This window comes from Streptomyces sp. NPDC002055, from assembly GCF_040296705.1.
Lineage (GTDB): Bacteria > Actinomycetota > Actinomycetes > Streptomycetales > Streptomycetaceae > Streptomyces.
On record NZ_JBEOXS010000026.1, the window covers coordinates 12677 to 29718 of the forward strand.

At 74.0% G+C, this 17042-nt stretch carries 13 protein-coding genes; 8 read left to right on the plus strand and 5 right to left on the minus strand.

The window, feature by feature from the left end:
- The first annotated feature begins 207 nt into the window (after positions 1–207).
- The 3 genes from ABT112_RS17895 (at position 208) to ABT112_RS17905 (ending at position 3278) form a co-directional block, all read left to right on the plus strand.
- Positions 208–786 carry a hypothetical protein gene (locus tag ABT112_RS17895; RefSeq protein ID WP_351510609.1) on the plus strand — a complete coding sequence of 193 codons (579 nt, stop codon included), beginning with the start codon at positions 208–210 and terminating at the stop codon, positions 784–786.
- 135 nt (positions 787–921) lie between these two features.
- Positions 922–1674 carry an FHA domain-containing protein gene (locus tag ABT112_RS17900; RefSeq protein ID WP_351510611.1) on the plus strand — a complete coding sequence of 251 codons (753 nt, stop codon included), beginning with the start codon at positions 922–924 and terminating at the stop codon, positions 1672–1674.
- A complete protein-coding gene (locus tag ABT112_RS17905) occupies positions 1671–3278 on the plus strand; it encodes a serine/threonine protein kinase (RefSeq protein WP_351510612.1) in 1608 nt (535 codons plus the stop codon). Before ABT112_RS17900 ends, ABT112_RS17905 begins: the two co-directional genes overlap by 4 nt.
- 368 nt (positions 3279–3646) lie before the next feature.
- Here the strand turns inward: ABT112_RS17905 and purH are convergent, their stop codons facing one another.
- Together purH and purN are read right to left on the minus strand one after the other, a co-directional pair.
- Complete coding sequence (gene purH / locus ABT112_RS17910) at positions 3647–5239, minus strand: bifunctional phosphoribosylaminoimidazolecarboxamide formyltransferase/IMP cyclohydrolase (RefSeq protein ID WP_351510614.1); 1593 nt, start codon at positions 5237–5239, stop codon at positions 3647–3649.
- The gene (gene purN, locus ABT112_RS17915; protein WP_351510616.1) at positions 5226–5864 is read right to left on the minus strand and encodes a phosphoribosylglycinamide formyltransferase; all 639 of its coding nucleotides are present in this window, start codon (positions 5862–5864) and stop codon (positions 5226–5228) included. Before purN ends, purH begins: the two co-directional genes overlap by 14 nt.
- Positions 5865–6152: 288 nt before the next feature.
- Here purN and ABT112_RS17920 point away from each other — a divergent pair, with 288 nt between their 5' ends.
- A complete protein-coding gene (locus ABT112_RS17920) occupies positions 6153–7169 on the plus strand; it encodes a hypothetical protein (RefSeq protein ID WP_351510618.1) in 1017 nt (338 codons plus the stop codon).
- A 41-nt stretch (positions 7170–7210) separates the two neighbouring features.
- A complete protein-coding gene (locus ABT112_RS17925) occupies positions 7211–7741 on the plus strand; it encodes an SMI1/KNR4 family protein (RefSeq protein WP_351510619.1) in 531 nt (176 codons plus the stop codon).
- Between the two features lie 180 nt (positions 7742–7921).
- Here the strand turns inward: ABT112_RS17925 and ABT112_RS17930 are convergent, their stop codons facing one another.
- Positions 7922–10690 (minus strand): cell division protein PerM, encoded by a 2769-nt coding sequence (locus ABT112_RS17930; protein ID WP_351510621.1) that lies wholly within the window; start codon positions 10688–10690, stop codon positions 7922–7924.
- A 146-nt stretch (positions 10691–10836) separates the two neighbouring features.
- Here ABT112_RS17930 and ABT112_RS17935 point away from each other — a divergent pair, with 146 nt between their 5' ends.
- A complete protein-coding gene (locus tag ABT112_RS17935) occupies positions 10837–12153 on the plus strand; it encodes a sigma factor-like helix-turn-helix DNA-binding protein (RefSeq protein WP_351510623.1) in 1317 nt (438 codons plus the stop codon).
- Between the two features lie 300 nt (positions 12154–12453).
- Here the strand turns inward: ABT112_RS17935 and sucD are convergent, their stop codons facing one another.
- Together sucD and sucC are read right to left on the minus strand one after the other, a co-directional pair.
- Positions 12454–13338, minus strand: coding sequence for a succinate--CoA ligase subunit alpha (gene sucD, locus ABT112_RS17940; protein ID WP_351510625.1), 885 nt, complete (start codon positions 13336–13338; stop codon positions 12454–12456).
- Between the two features lie 19 nt (positions 13339–13357).
- Positions 13358–14530, minus strand: coding sequence for an ADP-forming succinate--CoA ligase subunit beta (sucC, locus tag ABT112_RS17945; protein ID WP_351510627.1), 1173 nt, complete (start codon positions 14528–14530; stop codon positions 13358–13360).
- A gap of 456 nt (positions 14531–14986) precedes the next feature.
- On the opposite strand from sucC, the gene ABT112_RS17950 reads away from it, so the two are divergent.
- The gene (locus tag ABT112_RS17950; protein ID WP_351510629.1) at positions 14987–15592 is read left to right on the plus strand and encodes a DUF6519 domain-containing protein; all 606 of its coding nucleotides are present in this window, start codon (positions 14987–14989) and stop codon (positions 15590–15592) included.
- A gap of 228 nt (positions 15593–15820) precedes the next feature.
- On the plus strand, positions 15821–16684 hold the full coding sequence (locus ABT112_RS17955; protein WP_351510631.1) for a peptidoglycan-binding protein: 864 nt from the start codon (positions 15821–15823) through the stop codon (positions 16682–16684).
- The last annotated feature ends 358 nt before the right edge of the window (positions 16685–17042 follow it).

The window sequence follows — 17042 nt, forward strand, 5'->3', positions numbered from 1 at the left end:
CGGATCGGGGTCCGGTCGATCCAATCAGGGCTTCCGTCTCATGAAGGTTACCGATTCGCCACCTTTGAGGATCTTGGCTGGACAATCTGTTGACACGGGCACGACGATAGTGCGGAATCGCGGCGTTACGGGGGCGGGCCGCTGTTGCACTTGACGGATCCAACCTCCGTGCGCGCTTGTCATCCGTACCAGCGCTCGGAGGAAGTCATGAGCTATCCCGACCCGAACAACCCGTATGCCCAGCCCCAGCAGGGCCAGAACTACGGCTACCCGCAGCAGCAGCCCCCCGGCCAGCCCGGCTACGGCTACCCGCAGGCCCCGCCGGTCAGCCAGGGGTACGGCGGCTACCCGGGCGGCGCTCCGACGAGCATGCCGGGCGGCGTGACCGCCTCCCGGATCCTGCTCTTCGTGATCGCCGCGTTCCAGGTGATCGGCGCCGCGCTCTTCATGTTCACCGCCGTCGCGGTGGGCAAGGCCCAGGACGACCCGCTGTACAAGGACGACGTGCAGTTCCAGCAGCTCGCCGACTTCTCGACGGGCGCCATCTACGGCCTCGCCGTGGTGGTCCTGGCCTGGGGCGTGCTCGCCGTCTTCCTCGGCGCGAAGTTCGGCAAGGGCGGCAACGGCATACGCGTCACCGCCATCGTCTTCGCCTCGATCACCGCGGTGCTCGGCATCTACCCGTTCATCCTGGTGGGCCTGGTCCACACGATCCTCAGCATTCTCGTCATCGTGTTCCTGGCCAAGGCCGACGGTGCCGCCTGGTTCAACCGCCCTCGCTACTGAGGGCCGCCGCCGGCAGCACACGCACTCCCGAGGGGCGCACCGCAGAAGGCGGTGCGCCCCTCGCGCCGCGTTGCCGGCGTGATCTGCGTCTCAGTAGCCTGGACGCCGCCGATCCTCAGGCCGGGAGGAACGTAGGTGTTCAGCGTCATCGTGGTGCCCGACGGATCCCGGGGTCCGGACTCCCAGCTGCGGCTGGAGCCCGGGGCGACGCTCCGCTTCGGCCGCACGGACATACGGCCCTCCGGCGACGGTCCGTATCTGGCGATCGACCATGCGGGGGTGTCCCGTTCGGCCGGTGAGATCACCGCGACGGCCACGTTCTGGACGCTGACCAACCGCAGCCGCCGGCAGACCTATGTCGTGGAGAACCCCGAGGGCGCCGGGGAGCACATCAAGATCGGCCCGGGGCGCGTCGACGCGCCCGTCCCCTTCGAGTTCTCCCGTGTCGTCCTGCCCGCCGGCAACGACCTGGTGGGCTTCGACGTCTGGGCCCCGCGCCACGACTACCTGGAGAACAGCGAGGGCACCGGCGGCGAACCCACCGCCCTGCCCTTCCCGCTGGACCGCGGCAAGCGCTACTTCCTCGTCCTCGCCGCGCTGTGCGAGCCGCGGCTGCGCGGGGAACCCCACGCCCCGCTCCCGACGGTCGAACAGGTCGTGGAGCGCCTGAAGCCGGTGTGGCCCGCGGTGAACCGCACCACCGTGCAGTGGAACATCGACTATCTCGCGGTGAAGCTGCGCCTCAAGCCGCCGCCGGAGAGCGCTCCTTCGGCCCCGGGCGGCGGCACCCGGCTGAACGGCAAGAAGGAGTCGCTGGTCTCCCTCGCCCTCCGCTTCGACCTGGTGCGGGAGGACCAGCTCGGCGTCGTCGAGGGGAAGGCCGGGTGAGCGGCGGCCCGTTCACGGTGCAGGTGCCCAAGGGGTACCGGGTCGGCGGCTGGGAGGTGCGCGAGCCGCTGGCCGGCGGGGCGTTCGGCAGCGTGTACGCGGCCCGGCGCCGCGCACCGGCCGGTGCCGGACCGCCGGACCTGCCCACGACCGCGGCGCTCAAGTTCCTTCCCACCGGCACCCGGACGCCCCGCCAGCTGCGCCATCTCGCGGAGCTGGCCGGGCGCGAGCTGGACCTGCACCGCAGGCTGCGCCGCCCGCGGCTGATCCGGATGTACGAGGCGCTGACCGTCGACGATCCGGAGCACCCGGAGCTGGACGGCGCCACCGTGCTCGTCCTGGAGCGCGCCCGGGAGTCGCTGGACGCCGTCGTCGAGCGGGCCGGCGGCGGGCCGGTGGCGGACGGCCCGGCCCTGCTCGCGCAGATCGCCGAGGGGCTGGCGCAGCTGCACCAGGCGGGCTGGGTGCACGGCGACCTCAAGCCCGGCAACGTCCTGCTGCTGGACCGCCCGGACTCCCGGGGCTCCGAGGTGCGGCTCGGCGACTTCAATCTGGCCGCCGAGCTGGAGGGCACCCACGCGTACACCCCGGCGTTCTCCACCCCGGATTACACGCCTCCGGAGCTGCTCTGGTCGGAGGTCGGCGAGCGCGGCCAGCAGATCCGGCCGACCGCCGACGTCTGGGCGTTCGGCGTGGTCGCGCATCTGGTGCTGACCGGGACGCTGCCGATGCCCGGCGCCTCCGTCCCCGCCCGCCGCGACGCGACCGTGCGGTACGCCCGCGGCGCCGAGGAGCTGCGGCTCTCCCCCGGCCTGTCGCCGGAGTGGCGCCGGCTCATCGCCGACTGCCTCGCCCGCACCCACGAGGAGCGCGCCGCGCACCCGGCCCGCGCGGTGCTGCGCCGGGTGGAGGAGCTGGCCGGGGTGGGCCGCTCCCCGCGGCTGCCGAAGCGGCTCGCCCGGCGGCTGTCCGGACCGGCCGCGCGCCGCTCCCGGGCCCTGATCGGGGCGTCCGCCGCCGCGGCCACGGTCGCGGTGACGGCCCTCGGCTACGGCCTGGGCGTGCTGAGCGAGGGCGACGGCGGGGCCGCGGCGGACGGGAAGGCGGCCCGTGCCGCCTACGGCCGGGAGGAGTTACGGACGGACGCGGGCGTACCGGTGGCGTACCGCAGGCTGATCGTCGACGCCGCGCACCGCTGCACCCGGGAGGAGGTGACCCCGGCGCTCATCGCCGCGCTGCTCAAGGCGGAGAGCGACTTCGACCCGGACCTCTCCGACCCGGCCCGCGACGAGTACGGGATCGCCCGGTGGACCCCCCGGGTCCTCGGCTCCTACCTCCCGCCGGACGAGGTGCCCGCGACGGGCGAGCCGGAGCCGCCGTTCCCGCCCGAGGTGTCCATCCCGGCCGTCGGCCGCTATCTGTGCGTGATCGCGCCGCGCCTGGACCCCGGCCTGCGGGGCGACCGCCAAGTGCTGGTGGCCGTGGCGTACCGGACCTCGTTCGCCCGGGTGAACGAAGCGGGCGGGGTACCGGAACGCAACCGCGGCTACGCGGACCGGGTGGCGCGCCACCTCCAGGAGTACACCCCGCGCGGGGAGCGGTGACCCTCGCAGATCCGAGGTTCCGCACCGCCCGGCACGGGGCGAGGATCGTGGCCGACGGGGAGGGGGTCTCCCGGGGGAGCCCCGGACTCCGCGCCGAGTGCGCGGGGACCGGGGCACGGAGACCGGAGCGGCCCGTCGGCCGGGACAGGAGAAGCCCCGGCCGACGGGCCGGGGCTTCTCCACGAGCTTCCGGAACCGGCTTCCGGAACGGACTTCCTGAGACGGCGCTCCTGCCCGCCGCCCGGGCGGTGTCCTGCTTCTGGGCCGTGTCCTGCTTCGGGGCCGTGTCCCGGGCGTGTCCTGCTTCCGGGCGTGTCCCGGTGGAAGCGGGGCCCTGGTGGAAGCGGCGTCCCGGTGGAAGCGGCGTCCTAGTGGAAGAAGTGGCGCGTCCCCGTGAAGTACATCGTCACGCCCGCCTTCCGCGCGGCCTCGACGACCTGCTCGTCACGGACCGACCCGCCGGGCTGGACCACGGCCTTGACGCCCGCCGCCGTCAGCACCTCCAGCCCGTCGGGGAACGGGAAGAAAGCGTCGGAGGCGGCGTAGGAACCGGCCGCCCGCTCGGCGCCGGCCCGCTCCACGGCGAGCTTCGCCGAGTCGACCCGGTTCACCTGGCCCATGCCGACGCCGACGGTCGCGCCGTCCTTGGCGAGCAGGATGGCGTTGGACTTGACGGCCCGGCAGGCGCGCCAGGCGAAGGCCAGCCCGCGCAGGCCCGCCGCGTCCAGCGGCTCGCCGGTGGCGAGCGTCCAGTTGGCCGGGTCGTCGCCCTCGGCCTGGAAGGCGTCGCTCTGCTGGACCAGCACACCGCCGGAGACCGGCTTGAGGTCGCCCGGCTGGAGCGGCGTGCCCTCGACCCGCAGCACCCGGATGTTCTTCTTGCGGGCGAGCACCTCGACGGCGCCGTCCTCGTAGCCGGGGGCCGCGATCACCTCGGTGAAGATCTCGGCGACCTGCTCGGCCATCGCCACGCTCACCGGGCGGTTGACGGCGATGACGCCGCCGAACGCGGAGAGCGGGTCGCACTCGTGGGCCCGGCGGTGCGCCTGCGCCACGTCCCCGGCGATCGCGATGCCGCACGGGTTGGCGTGCTTGATGATCGCGACGCAGGGCTCGTCGTGGTCGAACGCGGCGCGGCGGGCGGCCTCGGTGTCGATGTAGTTGTTGAAGGACATCTCCTTGCCGTGCAGCTGCTCGGCGTTGGCGATGCCCTCGGGGGTGCCGTCGGTGTAGAGGGCTGCGGCCTGGTGCGGGTTCTCGCCGTAGCGGAGGACGTTCTTGCGCTCCCAGGCGCCGGCGACGAACTCCGGCAGGCCCGCGGAGCCCTCCTCGGGGGCGTAGCTGCCGGTGAACCAGGAGGCCACGGCCACGTCGTAGGCCGCGGTGTGCTGGAAGGCCTCGGCCGCCAGCCGCTTGCGCGCCGCGAGGCCGAAGCCGCCGTCGCGGACCGCGGCCAGCACGTCGGCGTACCGCTCGGGGCTGGTCACCACGGCCACCGACGGGTGGTTCTTCGCGGCGGCGCGGACCATGGAGGGGCCGCCGATGTCGATCTGCTCGACGCACGCGTCGGGGCTCGCGCCGGAGGCGACGGTCTCCCGGAACGGGTAGAGGTTCACCACGACCAGCTCGAACGGGGCGACGCCCAGCTCGTCGAGCTGCGCGCGGTGCGCGTCCAGCCGCAGGTCGGCGAGGATGCCCGCGTGGACGCGCGGGTGCAGGGTCTTCACCCGGCCGTCCAGGCACTCGGGGAATCCGGTGAGCTCCTCGACCTTGGTGACGGGCACCCCGGCGGCGGCGATCCGCCCGGCCGTGGAACCGGTCGAGACCAGCTCGACGCCCGCCGCGTGCAGGCCCTGGGCCAGCTCCTCCAGGCCGGTCTTGTCGTAGACGCTGATCAGCGCGCGACGGATGGGCCGCTGCGTTCCCTCGGCGGTCACAGATCCCTCGTTATTCACCGACATGTACCTTTCGTCCATCAATGCTGTAGCCGTGGCGGGCCAGGCGCCCCACGACATCGACGAGCAGCGCTCGCTCGACTTCCTTGATCCGCTCGTGCAGAGCGGCTTCGTCGTCCTCGTCCCGCACCTCGACCACGCCCTGGGCGATGATCGGGCCGGTGTCGACGCCGTCGTCGACGAAGTGGACGGTGCACCCGGTCACCTTCACGCCGGCCGCGAGCGCGTCGCGGACGCCGTGGGCGCCGGGAAAGCTGGGCAGCAGGGCGGGGTGCGTATTGACGAACCGGCCGCCGAACCGGGCGAGGAATTCCTTGCCCACGATCTTCATGAAGCCCGCCGAGACGACCAGGTCGGGGCCGTGCGCGGCGGTGGCCTCGGCCAGCGCCAGATCCCACGCGGCACGGGTGGGGTGGTCCTTCACCCGGCACACGAAGGTCGGAATCCCCGCACGCTCGGCACGTTCGAGGCCCGCGATGTCGTCGCGGTCGGCTCCCACCGCGACGATCTCGGCGCCGTACCCCTGCGGGGCGGCCGCGATCGCGTCGAGCAGGGCTTGGAGGTTCGTACCGGAACCGGAGACGAGCACGACCAGCCGGGCCGGTCCGGAGCGGGGACGGTGCGAGGACACAAGGAGCTCTTTCGTGGCAGCCCTCCCGGCAATCGGGGGAGGGACCCTGCGGTTGGCGGGGTTCCCGGGTCGTAGAGTCGTACAAACGAAGGGATTCCCGCGATACGGAAGACCCTACGAAGCCCTCGAACGTCAGCAACGATACCGGCACACCGAACGGCCCCCACGGGACGGGGGCGCGCGCGGAAGGTAGCGTCTGCGTCACGGACCCGTCCCGCCCGGGGCCCGGCCCCGGAGGGCCCGGACCCTCCAGGGGAGACGACGACACAAGGGGAAGACTCACTCCAGATGCCGGACCGACGCCGCCGCGCGGCTCTCCGACTCCCGCTCTCCACGGCACCCTCCCTCGACCCGGCGGGGCTGCCGTGGGCACCGGCGGCTGCGCCGGTGCCGCTGCTGCGCGAGCGCCGGCCCTCGGCGTCCCCGTCCCCGGACGGGGAGGACAACCCCTTCGCTCCCCCGCCGGAGGGCCGCCCGGACCAGCCCTGGCGGCCCCGCACCCCGCGGGGCGGCGACCACGACGGCCGGCCCGGCGGGGACGGCGGCAGCGGCGACGGGCAGGGGAACGGCGGCCGGGGGAACGGCGGGCACGGCGACGGACAGGACGGCAACGGGCAGGACGGCAGCGGGCAGGACGGCAGCGGGCAGGGCGGTAACGGGCAGGGCGAGGACGGCCGGAACCGGCAGCAGCCCTGGGGCAGTCAGTGGAGCAGCCGTCAGCCCGGCCGGCAGAGCGGCGGCTTCGGCACCCGTCCCGGCCCGGGACCGCAGCAGAGCAACGACACCGGCGGCCCCGACGGCCAGGGCGGACAGAAGGGCCCGGGCGGCCCGGCCGGACTGCGCTGGGACCCGACCGACCCGCTCCAGCGGCGCGCCCGCTACGCCCTGCTCGCGGGCATGTGGGCCTTCTTCTTCGCGCTGTTCAGCATTCCCGAGGTGGCGCTGCTGCTGGGCGCCCTCGCGCTCTACTGGGGCGTCAGCTCCCTGCGCGGCAAGCCGGTCCGCCCGCGGACGGGCGCGGCGGCCGGGGACGTCGGGACGGGTGCCACGGCCGAGCCGGGGACACCGGGCGACGGCACCGGAAGCGCACCCGCCGGGAACCCCCGGCAGCAGACGACGGCGGCGGTCAGCGGACTGGTCACCGGGAGTCTCGCCCTGGCGATCGTCGCGGCGACGTTCTCCTTCCAGATCGTCTACCGCGACTACTACACCTGCGTGAACGACGCCCTGACCCAGTCGTCCCGGCACTCCTGCGAGGACCTGCTCCCCGAGCAGCTGCGCCCGCTGCTGAGCACCCGCAACTGACCCGCGGGGCGCTGTCGGTGGCGGCGTACACAATGATCCGCATGACCGACACGCCCGGCGACGACCGCCGCTTCCCGCCCGCCCTGTCCGACGTCGCCCGGGTCGAGTTCGACTACGGCGAGGAGGGCGAGGGCGTCGACTTCGAGCCGTACGGCGCCTTCGACTCCCCGGAGCGGACGACCCGGTGGCTGCGCCAGTGGACCGGGAACCAGGAGCTGGACGGCGACGCCTACCGGATCTTCGGCCAGAACGGCGGCGGCGGACTCGCGGCCCTCTGGTGCATACGGGCCGGCCGTCCCCTCGCCGAACAGCCGGTGATCTTCATGGGCTCCGAGGGCGAGCGCGGCGTGGTGGCCGGCTGCCTCTCCGACTTCCTGTGGGTGCTGGCCGACGGCTTCGGCCCGATGGAGGCCGCGCTGTACGAGGAGCGGGAGGCGAGCCCCGACGCGGCCCTGGCCGAGCTCGCCGCGCGGCACGCGACCACACCGCGCCGGCCCGCCCGGGAGATCATCACCGAGGCCCAAGCCGCGTTCCCGTCCTTCTCCGCGGATCTCGACGCGCTCTGCCGCTGAAGGGCTCGACGTGCTCTGCCGCTGAAGGGCAGCGGCCCCGGCTCGTTCAGCACCAGCCGGCCGAGGTTGGTGGGGTGCAGCCCGTCGGCGGACTCCGGACGACCTTCGCTGCGCGCGGCAGGGAGGTCCGGGGCGCGGCGGTCGGGAACGGTCCGCCGGGAGGGGCGTCGGGTCAGTCCGTCAGTCCGTCGGCCCATCGGTCGGTTCGTGCGTCGGCTCCTCCGCCGGTCCGTGCGTCGGCTCTTCCGCCGGTCCGTGCGCCGCCCCCTCTGCCGACGCCTCCGCAGGTCCGTGCACCGGCCCCTCTGTCGGCTCCTCCACCCGCCTCGCCTCTGTCGGCCCCTGCCCACCGCCGGAGGACGGCGCTCCGCGGGTGCGGCGCAGCCGCGTCCACAGGGAGCGGGACCGGCCGTTCGGCGCGCGGTCGGCATGGCGGGGCTCGTCCGGAGCGGGCCGGCGTTCGGGGGTCCCGCCCGAGCGCCCGGAGCCGCCGTCCCGGGTCCCCGCCCCAGCGCCGCGCCGGGCCGGGGGGAGCTGCGGTCCCGGTGCGGGTGGCCGCAGGTCGTCGGCGGCACGGCGTCTGCGCGGCAGCGGCGGCCAGAGAGACCGGGAAGCCGTTCGTCCGGCGGAGGGTGGCGGCGGATCGGCGGCCGGGCCGGTCCGGGGCAGGGGGAGCCAGGAGCCGCGCCCGTCGTCGCGCTCGTCCGCCGGGGAGGGGCGGCTGCCGGGCAGCGACGGACGGTCCGGCCTGCGCCGCAGGGGCCGGGCACCGGCGACCGCGGGGTCGGGGGCGCCGTCCGTGCCGCCGCGATGGCCGTGACCACCCCTGCTGCCGTGACCACCCCTGCGGCCGTGGCGGTCGCGCTGCGCCGGCGGTCCCGGAGTTCCCTCCTGCTGGTCCGGTCCCGGTGCGTGCGGATCGTTTGCGGGTCCTGGTGCGCGCTTCGCCGGTCCCGGTGCGTGCGGATCGTTCGCCGGTCCTGGTGCGCGCTTCGCCGCCCCCGCTGCGTGTGGACCGTTCGCCGGTCCTGGTGCGTGCGGACCGTTCGCCGGTCCTGGTGCGTGCGGACTGTTCGCCGGTGCCGGTTTTCCCGACCCCGGGGCATGCGGTCCTTTCACCGTTCCCGGCTTCCCTGAGCCCGGTGCATGAGGTCCGTTCGCCCCCGGTTGCCCGGGCTCCGGGGCCGCCGTCGCCCCGTCCGCCGTCGCCCCGTCGGCCGGTGTCCCCTCTGCCGTGGCCCCGTCCGCGGTCGCCCCGCCCGTGGTCGCCCCGCCCGTGGTCGCCTTGTCCGCCGTCCTCCCGCCCTCCGTTGCCCTGTCCCCCTCCGTGGCCGGTCCGGTCCGGCGGCCCGGTCCCGTCGAGCGCAGCAGGCCGTACAGCCGGGATGCCCGCAGGCGCGTGAACACCCGGCCCGTCCGGGCCCGCAGCCGGGCAGCCGGCGGGCGCAGCGTGTGCAGGCGCGACCGGAGCCATCGCTCGGCGCCGGGCGCCCGGCGCCGTTCGCGGATCCACCACCAGCGCAGGACCAGTGCGGTGGGGATTCCGACCAGGAGGGTCCAGGCCAGGGCGGCCGGGCCGGTCAGCCACCAGCTCGGGCCGAAGGCGGCGAGCCCCCGTCGACCGAGCGGTCCGTCGGCGAGCCCGGTGAGCAGCGCCGTGGCCAGCAGGCAGCCGACGCTGGACAGCGCGCCCGTCAGAGCCGTCTCCCGGACGCTCCGAAAGGTCTGCTCCCGCCGCTCGTCCGGGTCGCAGACCCTGCCGTCCGGGCCGCAGACCCTGCTATCCGAGGCGGAGGCCCTGCCGTCCCGGACGGCCGTCGTCCTGTCCTGCGCTGCGGCCGGGCCCGCGGGCCGCCCCGGGGTGTCCGCGCCCGCCGGTGGCACCGCGGCCCGCGCGGTGCACCAGCCGACGCCCAGCCCGGCCGCGACGGGCACCGCCGCGACCCACCAGGTGCCGGGTCCGCCCGGTCCCTGCTCGGGCAGCCCGGCGAGGAGCGGGAAAGCCGGCAGGGACGGGTACCCGGACGCGCCGAGCGGCCCCACGACGCTGCCCGCGCCCAGGGTGAAGCCCGGGCCGAGCCCGTAGGCGGCCCCCCACACCACGGCGTTCGGGACGAGGACGAGGGCCAGCAGCAGCATCCCGCAGCGGCCGGACCAGGCCTCGGGGAACCGCAGGAACGGCTGCTCCCCCACGAACCCGTGCCAGGCCAGGGACAACAGCAGGAGCAGGGCACCCCCGGCCAGCAGCAGCGCGGTGCCGGCCGCCGCGCCCCGCAGGGCGGTGTCCCGCCGGGCCGGGGTGAGGAAGATCCGCACCTGTTCCGGAACGCGGTCGGCCGCCTCCCGGACCGCCTCGGGCAGCGGCCCGCGCGGATGTCCGCTCGCCGCCCACACCCCGTACCCCAGCGCGCCCCCGGCGACGAGCGGCAGGTGCAGCAGCGCGTCGAGCAGGTCGGGGTGCAGCGGACCGCCCGACGTGTAGACGAGGGCCGCCGCGCCGACGGAGAGATAGCCCGCGGCCAGCCACCCGATCGTGGGGCCGGCGTACGGCGGTTCCACCTCCTCCGAGTGGTACCGGCCGAGGCGTTCGGCCCGCGCCTCGACGGTGTACCGGGCCGAGCGGTACATCAGCCAGACCGGCACCACCGCGAGCAGCAGAGGCGTCAGCCCGATGGGGGCGCCGGCCCCTGACAGGGCGTCGGGCCGGACGAGGCCGACCCCGTGCGCCGCCAGCCACAGCGCCGCGGCCACGTGGAGCGCGCCGCTGGGCCCGTTGTCCGGGTACGGCGCCGCGATCCAGATCAGCAGGACCGGAACCGTCATGGCACCCAGTCCGAGGGCGGCCGCCACCACCCCGCCGAGCGCCGTTTCACCGGCATCGGGCGTGCGCCGGGCGCGCGCCGGGAGACGCGAGGACAACGGGGTGCTGCGGTCGGTCAATTGCGTCACGCAGACATGCTGCCAACAACACACCATTCATCCACGGAGCAGACCAATAGCCGTCGTGTCGCCCAATATATGGGTATGCACCATTTCGCACTTCGGGACCGCGGGGCGTGCGCCCGGTCGGCCCACCGGCACGGAGGACGCGCGGCATGACCGGGCGACGACGCCACCGGAAGCCGCGCCCGGCGGCACGGCGCACACCGGACCCGGCCGCCGCCCGCCCGGGCCCTGCCCGCCTCGATGCCGCCTGCCTCGACGCCGCCCGCCTCGATGCGGCCCGCCTCGACGCTGCACGCCTCGATGCCGCCGGCCTCGACGCGGCCCGCCTCGACGCTGCCGGCCTCGATGCCGCGCGCCTCGCCACCGGCCGACTCGCCACCGGTTGCCCGGACTCCGCTTTTCCGGACACTCCCCGTCCGGACACGGCCCGTCCGAACACCGTCCGTCCGAACACCGTCCTTCCGGCCGCCGAGGAGCTGCCCACCAGGCCGACCCCGACCACGCCGCCCTCCGGCGCCGCCGCGCGGGCCACGGTGCGGGGCGGGACGGCCGCGGGCACGCCCGGCTTCCGGCGGGCATCACCGCCGGGGCGCACTCCGCACTCCGCCGTGAGCGCCCCCGCGCAGGCCTTCGAGACGCTGTGCGCCGCGCACACCCCCGCGCTGGTCCGGCAGGTCACGGTGCTGACCGGGCGCCGACGGCTGGCGCGCCGCGCGGTGGACCGCGCCTTCCACCAGGCCTGGCAGCACTGGCCCGAGGTGACCGCGGACCGCGACCCGGCCGGCTGGGTACGGGCCGCCGCGTACGAGTACGCGCTCTCGCCCTGGCACCAGCCCTGGCTGCGCCGCAGGCCGCCGGCCGGCACCGCGTCCGGACCGGACCGTGCGCTGTTCGCCGCCGTGCTCGCCCTCCCCCGCTGCTACCGCCGGGTACTGCTGCTCCACGACGGGGTGGGCCTGGGGCTGCCGGAGACCGCCGCCGAGGTGGAGGCGACGCTCCCGGCCGCCGAGAGCCGACTGGCCCGCGCGCGGGCGGCCGTGGTGGCCCGGCTTCCGGAGATCGGCGAGGCACCGCCCGCGCTGCACGGCGCAATCCTGGGGCGCCGGCTCGACGGCCTGACGTCGGCGCAGCCGGTACGGACGGTCTCGGCGCGCTCCGTGCGCCTCGGCAGTGAGCGGCGCACGCGGCGCTGGACCGCCGCCGCGTACGGCATCACCGGCGCGTTCGTGGTGACGACGGCCGTCTTCGCGGTGCTCTCCCCGGGCCGGTACGTCCCCGAGGTCCGCGAGCGGCCCGCCGTCACGGCCCCGAATCCGTCGGCGGCAGATCCGTCGGCCCCGGATGCGTCGGCGGCAGATCCGTCGGCCCCGGATCCGTCGGCGGCAGATCCGTCGGCCCCGGATCCGTCGGCCGCGGATGCGTCGGCTGCGGATGCGTCCGCCGCGGAGCCCGCCGCGAGCCCCTGAAGCCAGGTGGCGGAGTCGCGGCTTCCGGCACTTCCGGGTGCCGGGGAAGGGGGACTTGCGGGCGTGGGGGACGGAGGGCTTGCGGGCGCGGGGGAAACCGGGTTTGCGGTCCGGGGTTTGCGGTCCGGGCCCCGGCCTCGCCCCGCCACGCGTTCGCCGGACCGCTGTGCCGGACCGCCGCACCGGGCCGCGCCCTGGCCCACCGCCGGGGCACGCACAAGGCCGCCGGGCACGCACAAGGGCGGGGCCCGTACGGTCGTCCGTACGGGCCCCGCCCCTGGTGAAGCTGAGACCGGAAGGTCAGCCGCCGAGCGCGGCGCGCGCCAGGCGGGCCGTCTCGGACGGGGTCTTGCCGACCTTCACGCCCGCGGCCTCGAGGGCCTCCTTCTTCGCCTGCGCGGTGCCGGACGAGCCGGACACGATCGCACCGGCGTGACCCATGGTCTTGCCCTCGGGCGCGGTGAAGCCGGCCACGTAGCCGACGACCGGCTTGGTGACGTTGGCCTTGATGAAGTCCGCGGCCCGCTCCTCGGCGTCGCCACCGATCTCACCGATCATGACGATCAGGTCGGTGTCGGGGTCGGCCTCGAAGGCGGCGAGGGCGTCGATGTGGGTGGTGCCGATGATCGGGTCGCCACCGATGCCCACGGCCGACGAGAAGCCGAGGTCACGCAGCTCGTACATCATCTGGTACGTGAGCGTGCCGGACTTCGACACCAGGCCGATGCGGCCGGAGGTGGTGATGTCGGCCGGGATGATGCCGGCGTTCGACTGGCCCGGGGTGATGAGGCCGGGGCAGTTCGGGCCGATGATCCGGGTCTTGTTGCCCTTGGCCTGGGCGTGCGCCCAGAAGGCGGCGGTGTCGTGCACCGCGATGCCCTCGGTGATCACGACCGCGAGGCCGATCTCGGCGTCGATCGCCTCGAGGACCGCGTCCTTGGCGAACTTCGGCGGCACGAAGATGACGGTGACGTCGGCGCCGGTGGCGTCGATGGACTCCTTCACGGAGCCGAACACCGGTACCTCGGTGCCGTCGAAGTCGACGGTCGTGCCGGCCTTGCGCGGGTTCACGCCGCCGACGATGTTGGTGCCGGAGGCGAGCATCCGGCGGGTGTGCTTCTGGCCCTCGGAGCCGGTCATCCCCTGGACGATGACCTTGCTTTCCTTGGTGAGGAAAATAGCCATGGTTTGGTGACCCGTTCCTTTACTTCGCTGCCAGCTCGGCGGCGCGGTCGGCCGCACCGTCCATGGTGTCCACCTGCGTCACGAGCGGGTGGTTCGCGTCGGTCAGGATCTGCCGACCCAGCTCCGCGTTGTTGCCGTCGAGGCGGACGACGAGCGGCTTGGTGACGTCCTCGCCCTTGGACTTGAGGAGGTCCAGAGCCTGGACGATGCCGTTGGCGACCGCGTCACAGGCGGTGATGCCGCCGAAGACGTTGACGAAGACGGACTTGACGTCCGGGTCGCCGAGGATGATCTCGAGGCCGTTCGCCATGACCTCGGCGGAGGCGCCGCCGCCGATGTCGAGGAAGTTGGCGGGCTTCACATTGCTGTGCTTCTCGCCCGCGTAGGCGACGACGTCGAGGGTGCTCATGACGAGACCCGCGCCGTTGCCGATGATGCCGACCTCGCCGTCGAGCTTGACGTAGTTGAGGCCCTTGGCCTTGGCCGCGGCCTCGAGCGGGTTGGCCGCCGCCTTGTCCTCGAGCTCGGCGTGGTGGGCCTGGCGGAACTCGGCGTTCTCGTCCAGGGAGACCTTGCCATCGAGCGCGATGATCTTGCCGTCGCCGGTCTTGACCAGCGGGTTGACCTCGACGAGGAGCGCGTCCTCGGCGATGAAGGCCTTCCACAGGGTCTGCAGGGCCTCGGCGATCTGGTCGGCGACCTCGGCCGGGAAGTTGGCGGCGGCGACGATCTCCGCGGCCTTCTCCGGGGTCACGCCCTCGTTGGCGTCGACCGGGATCTTGGCCAGCGCCTCGGGCTTGGTGGCCGCGACCTCCTCGATGTCCATGCCGCCCTCGACGGAGGCCATGGCCAGGAAGGTGCGGTTGGTGCGGTCCAGCAGGAAGGAGACGTAGTACTCCTCCACGATGTCCGCGGTCGGGGCGAGCATGACCTTGTGGACCGTGTGGCCCTTGATGTCCATGCCCAGGATCTGGTCGGCCTTCGCCACGGCGTCCGCCGCGTCGGAGGCCAGCTTCACGCCGCCGGCCTTGCCGCGGCCGCCGACCTTCACCTGCGCCTTGACGACGGCTCGGCCGCCGAGACGCTCGGTCGCCTCGCGCGCCGCCTCAGGCGTATCGATGACTTCACCGGCCAGCACCGGTACACCGTGCTTGGCGAAGAGGTCCCTCGCCTGGTACTCGAACAGGTCCACGCGCGTCCGTCCCTTTGCGTCTCAATACCGCTGTCGTGGTGTGATCGCGGTTCGTTGTCTGCCTGGGCGTGCCGCGAAGGGCAGCGTGACGACGCGGTCACAAGGGAGGCGCACACGTTGTCCGGGTACGCGGCATGTCCGCCTCGCAGGTTATCCCCGTCGGACCGGGCGCCCTAAATCGCAGGTCACATGTGAGCGGTGATTACAGTCACAGAGCGGCCGTGACGAGCCGGGGTGCGCGACGCGGGGCCGACGAGCGCCGGGCGCCCACCGAAGCGCGGCCAAACAGTCATCAACCGCCCTTCGCTCCGCAATCCCCGCAGCTCACTCCGTAATCCCCGCAGCAAGATCTGCGCTCGTTCGGCTCACATTCCACCGAGAGCACTTGACCGCGACCATGAGCCCCTTTTGCGAGGAATCACTTTCTGCCGGAGCCGCCCCTTCTCCATCATGGTCATGACGATCTCGCACGCTCATGACGATCCCGGGAATTCCGGGACCCGGGGTGACCGGATCGACGGCTCCGTCGTGCTCCTGTCGGCCGAACTCGGCAGTATCCGGGCGGAACTTACCGCCCAGAAACCCGGCGAAAAGCTGCATCTCCTGGTCGGAGACGGGGTCGAGATGGTCGACAGCGGGTATACCGATCGCGGGGAGCCGGCGCCACTGCTGTGTGTGGAGGAGGTCGACCTGCCGGGGCGCCGGGTCCGGCTGTCCGGTGAACCGCTGGACGGAGTCGGACTACGTGCCGACCACCACCCCTTTCTGCGCCGCCGGCACCAGCGGCCGCCCGCCCGGTCCGGAGAACGGCAGCCGCCCCTCGGCTCGCTCCGCATCCAGGAGGGCGCCTGGACCGATCCGGAGGACGGCGTCCGGGTCCGGCTCGCCCCCCAGGGGCCCTGCCGCCCCGGAGACCCCTGGCTGATCCCGGCCCGTACCGCGACGGGCTCCGTGGAGTGGCCGGTCGACGCCGCCCGCCGGCCGCTGCTCCGGGATCCGGCCGGTGTCCTGCTGCACTTCGCTCCGTTGACCTGGTGCGGGACAACGGTGAGAACGACGTAGTGGATCTGCGCAAGAAGCGACGTGGTGGATCCGCGCAATACCTCGCCCCATGGCCGTCCCGGTCCCCACCGACGGCGGCCGACGTGCCGTAACCCCTGTCCTGACCGCCCCGTGACCACGACCGCTCGTCCCCGTCCCCGCTCCCCGCCGCGTCATGGCGCACGCGTTTGAGAAACCCGAGGCCCTATCGACGCACCGCTTCCCATCCCCCACTGAAGGAGCATCACGATGGCAACTCCGTTGTCCGCCGACCGGCTGCTCGAAGCCCTCCGTGACGAGGGCCTGCACGTCGTCGAGGTCAGGAGCTGGCGCACGCACAACCGGAACCACAAGGGCCCCTGGGGACCGACGCACGGTGTGATGATCCACCACACCGTCACCTCGGGCACCCAGAGCTCGGTGGACCTCTGCTACGACGGGCACTCCAGCCTGCCGGGCCCGCTGTGCCACGGGGTCATCGCCAAGGACGGCACGGTCTACCTGGTCGGCAACGGCCGGGCGAACCACGCCGGACTCGGCGACGACGACGTGCTCCGCGCCGTGATCAACGAGACGGCGCTGCCCGCCGACAACGAGGCCAACACCGACGGCAACCGGCACTTCTACGGCTTCGAGTGCATCAATCTCGGAGACGGCGACGACCCGTGGCCGGCGGCACAGCTCACCGCGATCGAGAAGGCGGCGGCCGCGATCTGCCGGGCGCACGGCTGGACGCAGAGATCCGTGATCGGGCATCTGGAGTGGCAGCCCGGGAAGATCGATCCCAAGGGCTTCACCATGAACAGCATGCGCACCCGGATCCAGAACCGGCTCAGTTCGGCGCCCGAGGGCCCCGTCGAGCCCACGTACGAACCGTTCCCGGGCGCCTCCTTCTTCCGCTCCGGCCGCAGCAGCAGGGTCATCACCGCGATGGGCAGGCGCCTGGTGGCCGAGGGCTGCGGCCGCTACGAGGTCGGCCCGGGCCCCGAGTGGACCGAGGCGGACCGCAAGTCCTACGCGGCCTGGCAGCGCAAGCTGGGCTACTCCGGAGGCGACGCGGACGGCATCCCCGGCAAGGCCAGTTGGGACCGGCTGCACGTGCCCAACGTGTAGCGCTCCGGCTGTGACGGGCACGGGACGGGGCCCTCCCACTCGGTCCCGTGCTGAGTCGGTGCCGCGCTGAGTCGGTGCCGTACTGAGTCCGGCCCGTCCGGCCTCCTCCCGCACGGCACGACCCCTCCCGCACGGTTCCATCCCGCACGGCACGGCCCGTTCGGCACGGTCGGTCCGGCTGTCCGTCCGACGCAGTCGGGCGGGCGGTCCGTCCGGCACCGCCTGTCCGGCAGGGCTCGGCCGGACAGGCCCGAATAGGCAGGCTCGAATGGGCGGGCCCGAACGGACGGGCTCCGAGGGACTGCTCGGCCGGACGGGGCACGGGGTGGCGGGGGCACGGGGTGGCAGGGGCACGGGG